Annotated in this window: 4 protein-coding genes; 1 reads left to right on the top strand and 3 read right to left on the bottom strand. The window is 30.2% G+C overall.

What is annotated here, in order from left to right:
• From ABY298_RS13875 to ABY298_RS13885, 3 genes are all read right to left on the bottom strand, one after another.
• The coding region (locus tag ABY298_RS13875; RefSeq protein WP_372746659.1) for a serine hydrolase domain-containing protein at positions 1-1,354 on the bottom strand (1,354 nt) is incomplete at its 3' end.
• Positions 1,347-2,387 (bottom strand): dipeptide epimerase, encoded by a 1,041-nt coding sequence (locus tag ABY298_RS13880; RefSeq protein ID WP_372746660.1) that lies wholly within the window; start codon positions 2,385-2,387, stop codon positions 1,347-1,349. The genes ABY298_RS13875 and ABY298_RS13880, both read right to left, overlap by 8 nt.
• 468 nt (positions 2,388-2,855) lie before the next feature.
• On the bottom strand, positions 2,856-4,043 hold the full coding sequence (locus tag ABY298_RS13885) for a serine hydrolase domain-containing protein (protein WP_372746661.1): 1,188 nt from the start codon (positions 4,041-4,043) through the stop codon (positions 2,856-2,858).
• Positions 4,044-4,464: 421 nt separating this feature from the next.
• Here ABY298_RS13885 and ABY298_RS13890 point away from each other — a divergent pair.
• A partial coding sequence (locus ABY298_RS13890; protein ID WP_372746662.1) for a TIM-barrel domain-containing protein occupies positions 4,465-6,860 on the top strand: 2,396 nt, incomplete at its 3' end.

Genomic DNA, 6,860 nt, shown 5'->3' on the forward strand with positions numbered 1-6,860 from the left:
AATTTTTATCTTTTTGAATAATATCAATAAGAACACTCAGCATTTCGCTTTTATCTGTTGCTCCAATTTTTAAATAATCCTTTTGAAGCTTCTGTAAATCTTCTATATCCCAATCAATATTTTTATTGTTTTTATACCATTGATCTATAGTTGATATTGACATTTTACAAGAATTAATTTTAAATAATTCGGTTGCCTTTATTTTAGGTAAACTTAATTTTTCACCTTTTAAAAAGCCATTAACATTAGATCTTATTTCTTTATTATAGGCTGAATTATGAGTATTATTTAAAATAATTACAAGGTCTTTTGTATCAATAGAACGGCTGATATACGTTAAATTACCTGCCCAACTTCCGGTATGATAAACTACTTTACCTTTTGTACTATCGTTTGTAACGTGCCAACCGTAACCATAATCTGAAACATCTTTTGTTGGCGGATGTTTGCTAAACGCACTATTTTTTGAAGCAACGTTTAAAATACTATCATCATATAAAAACTGATCCCACTTTATTAAATCGTCTATACTTGATGATAAACGCCCTGATCCTAACCTACCACTTAAAAAACGATAATAACCATTGTTAGGTAAACTTTCTGGAATAACATGTTTACAATCGGCCAGACTGAACATATAACCCGGAGCGTAATTTTTTTTGTTCCAAATACTATCTCTTCCAATAAAAAAAGTACTGTTCATTTTCATTGGTTTAAATACTTTTTGTGCTAAATAATGTTCTAAAGTAGTTCCGCTTACCGCATTTACAATTTCAGCTAAAAGTATGTAACCTGTATTTGAATAATGGTATTTTTCACCTGGAACACTAATAATTTCAGGTTTTACAGTTTTAAAATACCGTAAAATATCTTTGTTATAAGCAATTACTGAAGAATCCCAGTTTTTTTTAAAGTACTTTTCATAATCTGGCAAGCCTGAAGTATGTGATAACAATTGCGATATGGTTACATTTTTATACGGAAAATCATCTCCTAAATACAGTGTAGCTAAATCGGTAACTTTTAACTTGTTTTCTTGCTGAAGCAACAGTATAGCTGCAGCTGTAAATTGTTTTGATACCGAAGCAATTTCTATAGATGTATTAGTTAAAAAAGGTGTTTCTTTAGTTATGTTGGCAACTCCATACGCTTTTTTAAAAATTAGTTTTCCATTGCGTTTTACTGCTACTGCTCCGTTAAACATTTTTGCCTTGTATAATGCTGAGAAATACGCATCCAAAGTGTCGTTTTGCACGTCACTTTCAGCTTTTAAATTTGAGCTGTTTTGTAGCTTACAATTAGTAAGTGACAGCGATAAAAATAAAACTATTACTATTTGATAAATTTTAAACATATGTTTCTATTTTGTTCCAATCTGGATTTATTAACCCAATTCCATTGTTATCGTTAAGATGAATACAACCGTTTATTACTTTGTGTCCTTGATAAGGATCATTTGTTACTCCTAAATTACCATCTAAATCTACCCAGTCTGCCATTGCTCCCAAATGAGAAGCTGCTCCAATTGCACATGAAGTTTCAGACATACAACCCAACATTATTTTTAGGTTCATGGATTTGGCTAAATTTGCCATTTCAAAAGCTTCCTTTAACCCTGTAGATTTCATTAGTTTAATATTGATTCCATGATAAAAATTACTGGCAGTTTTTACATCTGATAAACGCTGTATACCTTCATCTCCAATTAATGGTAAGGTGCTTCTGGTAACCAACCATTCCATATCTGAAAACGCCTTTTTGGGCATTGGCTGTTCAATAAAAACCGCGCCAATTTCCTTTAACCAAGCAATTTTTTCAAGCGCTTCTTCTTTATTCGTCCACCCCTGATTTGCATCAATAAATAATGGTTTTTTAGATACGTTTCTTACTGCATTTATAATTTCAGTATCATTATTACCGCCCAGTTTAATTTTTAAATAATGAAAATCAGCTGCTTCTTCAACTCTTTTTTCAATAATTTCTGCACTATCTATTCCAATAGTTTTACTTGTTTTAAGTTCCTTTTTAGGTAAGTTAAAATATTTATACAAAGGCATATTAGCCATTTTGCCTAATAAATCGTGAAGCGCTATATCAACAGCGGCTTTTACAGCTGTATTTCCTGGTGAATGTTTATCTAACGATTTTAGCAATGCATTAATTTCTAATGGAGAACTGAACTTACTAAAATCGAATGTTTTTATAAAAATTTGAGCAGTTTCAATTGTTTCTCCATATAATGGTGGCATAGAAGCCTCTCCATAGCCTTCAAAATTATTATACGTTAATTTTACTAAAAGAACAGGTGTGTTTATGCGTGCTCCACCTGCAATTCTGAAAACGTGTTTTTTGTTTAATAAGAACGGTTTAATTTCTACAGAAATCATTTAACAATATAAGTTTGGGGTTAATGTTTTAATTTAAATTGATCTGCTTTAACGCGATTAGTAAAATTATGTCTGTTTTTATATCTCTTTAATAATCAGCTAAATTTTATTGTTTTAATTCTTCATTAAAATTGACGTTTATTAGTAATAATACTTTAATAAATTAAAAAACCTTGAACTATTATTAACAAACTCTTAAATGAAGTAAATTATCTTCAAATATACTTTTATTTGATATACAGAGCAGAATAATCTTTAAAAAAAATAAAGATACTTTTGATAGTAGATTTTCAGAGGAATTAAAACGTTTTTTAGATAAAAAATAAGAATTCAGTAGCTATTTTTGAACTCTAACAAATTTATAAAACAAGGTAAATTTTAAAAAAAGTTTTGAAATAAATTAAAACCGCGTATTGCATTTTTAGCAGTACTAGTTTTTAATTGATATTAAAAAAGAACAACTGTTTATTAGCCTCTAAAATTTTGATTTACAATTTGTTTAATGGTATTATTTAATGGAGACAAACCTCTATAACTAGTATGTTCTAAAATAATAATTACCAATTCTTCTTCAGGGTATCTTGTTAGTGAAGTGCTAAAACCATTCCATTTTCCGTGATGATAAATAGCAGTTTCATCTTTATCATCAATTCTAAAACCAAAACCATAGGGAATCTTTTTCCCTTTAACGGTTTCTCCTTTAGAGTACATTAATTTTAATGAAGCATCCGTTAATATTTTTCCACTATTCAATCCAAGTGTCCATTTTAGTAAATCTTCACAAGTAGAATACACATTTTTATCACCAACAATTGCGTCATTTAAAGATTTATTAATTTTTAAATGTCTAAATCCGTTTGCTATTCTATACCCTTCTAATTGATTAGATCTAACGCTATCAATTTCAAAGCTGTAAACAAATGAATTATTCATATTAAGTGGCTCAAAAATATTTTCTTTCACAAAATCACTAAAACTTGAGCCTGAAACTTTTTCAACAATAGATGCCAATACAAAATATCCTGTATTAGAATAATCAAATTTTTGCCCTGGAGAAAAATACTTTTGAACATTTTCCGAATTTAACAACTCCATCATTTCAGTATTTGTTGGAGCTTTTGGTTCTTTCCATTTATGGTCTGTTACCCAAAAATATTTTGGTAAACCTGCTGTATGATTTAACAGGTTTTTAATAGTTACATTTTCATATGGAAAGTTAGGGAAATAATTATTTACAAAATCGTTTAACTCAATTTGGTTTCTTTCGTACAACAACATAATTGCTGCTGCAGTAAATTGTTTGCTTACTGAAGCTAATTGAAAAGTATCACCTTCATTTAAAGGTTCCTTTTTAGAAAAATCTGCATAGCCAATATTATTTTTATATAAAACCTTACCGTTTTTAGCCACTAAAATAGATCCGTGAAAATCGTTTCTTTTATTTACACTTTCTAATAACGAATCTAATTTTATATGAACATTTTTAGTAATAGATACCGGAAAGTATTCTAATTCCATAGTTTTATCTACGGAACTTTCTGCTACTAAATTTGTTGCTTTTGCACTTTTTTCTGAGGCTTCAGAACTTGCAGTAACAATAAAAATAAATATAGCAACTAATAGTGCTGAGGCTAAATATTTAATATGTTTTTTCAAATTAACTATTGGGGTTTGTGCACGCAATGTAAGCAGCAAAATTAATATTTCAAAAAATTAACTACATATTTAACTCTATTTTTTTTAAAATAGTATTTTGTGTAAAAAATTTAACAGTTAAAAAATTAAACTATTATTTCATTCTAAAGTAGTTCACTACAAAATCGTTTTTTTAATGCGAACTTTAAGTACATTATCATAAATTATTCTGTACCAATTCTTAAAATATTTTAAGCAATAAAAAACCAGCTAAAAAAGGTATTCCAAATATTTCTTATTAATTAAGCGTGATTTTGACAAAATGATATCATCATTTGCTAAATACCATTTAGTATCCAAAAAGTTTAGCGTTTAAATTTGTATACAAAGTTCTATTACAAATTGTAAAAGATTTTTTTACACAAATTAAACAACCTGAGTAATGAAAAAACCACCTATATTATTTAGTTTATTTACCCTTTTTTGTTTGCTTTTTTTTATTTCAAAAGTTAACGCGCAAGTACAAAACAACAGCACTCTAAATAATCCTCCTGATATAAGTTTAGATTTTGAAGATTACAAAAACACCTATTTTTTAGCGGATTCTCTAGCTTCCTTTAATCCCGAAACTGGTAAAGGAACCATAAAATATCTTCGATATAATTTTGCTACACGCCAGGCTTTTAATAATATGCTTACCAAATTAGTGCCTACAACTGCAAATGAATTTCCCGCTACGGAATATGCCGAATCTCCTGAATTACCATTTTCAATTGAATTTGTTTCGGACAGAACTATTAGAATTAAAGTTTCATCTGGCCCACAATTTAAACCTCAAACAGCATCTATTATGCTTGTTGACGGAGTGGCTAAAAACGCAAGAAATGAATGGACATATTCAAAAATTACTGAAGGACATAAATACACAAGTAGCAAAGGATCAGTAGTAATTACAGAAAAACCTTGGCACGTTTATGTATATAACTCCAATGGAAAATTACTAACAAGTACCTTACATTTAGATGATGTAAAAAGCACTTACACACCTGTTACGCCGTTTTCATTTGTTCGCAGAGCAGAAGATTATTCAAGAAGTATGGCCGCTGTTTTTTCTATGTCTCCTGAGGAAAAAATATTTGGTTGCGGAGAGTCTTTTACACAATTTAACAAAAGAGGTCAAAAAGTAATTTTATGGACTGATGATGCTAATGGCGTTCAAAACGAAACCATGTACAAACCAATTCCGTTTTATATGAGCAGCCGTGGTTATGGAGTATTTATGCATCATTCTACACCAATTACAGTAGATTTTGGAAAGTATTTTAACGCCGCAAACGCCATGATGATTGGCGATGATGAAGCTGATTTATTTGTATTTATAGGAGAACCTAAAGAAATTTTAAATGAGTATACAGATTTAACAGGAAAAGCACAAATGCCACCATTATGGTCGTTTGGTTTTTGGATGAGTCGAATTACATATTTTTCAGAAAATGAAGGTCGAGAAATTGCTAAAAATTTAAGAAAACATAAAATTCCTAGCGATGTTATTCATTTTGACACAGGTTGGTTTGAAGTAGATTGGAGATGTAATTATGAGTTTTCTGAAAACAGATTTAATAACCCTGTTGATATGATTTCCGATATGAAAGAAGAAGGTTTCAATGTTTGTTTATGGCAATTACCCTATTTCACACCAAAAAACACGTTGTTCAATGAAATTATTGAAAAAGAACTGGCTGTAAAAGATAGAAAAGGAAACATTCCTTTTGAAGATGCCATACTCGATTTTACAAATCCTGAAACTATAACTTGGTATCAAAATAAAATAGCTTCCTTATTAAAGCAAGGAGTAAGCGTTATAAAAGTAGATTTTGGCGAAGCAGCTCCTCTTAACGGAATTTATAGTAACGGAAAAACTGGTTTTTACGAACACAACTTATATCCGCTACGCTACAACAAAACTGTTGCAGATATTACCAAACAAGTTACTGGAGAAAATATTATTTGGGCTCGTAGCACTTGGGCTGGAAGTCAAAGATATCCTTTGCATTGGGGTGGAGATGCAGCAACTACAAATACGGCAATGGCTGCTACATTAAGAGGAGGATTATCGCTTGGATTAAGTGGTTTCAGCTTTTGGAGTCATGATGTTGGCGGATTTACAACAAAATCCCCAGAAGATGTTTACAAAAGATGGACACCATTTGGAATGTTAACTTCTCACGTACGCAGTCATGGAGAACCACCAACAGAACCTTGGGAATACAGTAAAGAATTCTTAAATGGATTTAGAAATGCCGACAATATGCGTTATCAATTAATGCCATATATTTATGCTGAAGCAAAATATGCATCTGAAAACGGATTGCCAATGTTGCGCGCCTTATTTGTTGAATATCCAAATGATCCAGGCTCTTGGTTGGTAGATGATCAATATTTATTTGGTTCAGATATGCTAGTAGCTCCTTTATTTGAAAATGTTACAGAAAGAAACGTGTATTTACCTAACGGAAAATGGATAGATTATCAAACCAATAAAGTTTACGAAAAAGGTTGGCATACTATAAAAGCAGGTGAAATTCCAATAATTGTATTGGTAAAAGACGGATCCATAGTTCCGCATATAAAATTAGCTCAATCCACAAAATATATGGATTGGAATACTATAGAATTAAAAGTATATACTGCCGAAGGAACTACAAAAGCAACAGGAAAAATCTACCTTCCTAACGGAACTCAAGTATACAAATTAAACGCTATAAAAAATAAAAATGCTTTTGAATTAGAGAACAATCCAATACCAAACAAAACCAAATTTAGCATTAAAAATAATTA

It is taken from the genome of Lutibacter sp. (assembly GCF_041596795.1).
In the GTDB taxonomy this organism is placed as follows: Bacteria; Bacteroidota; Bacteroidia; order Flavobacteriales; family Flavobacteriaceae; genus Lutibacter.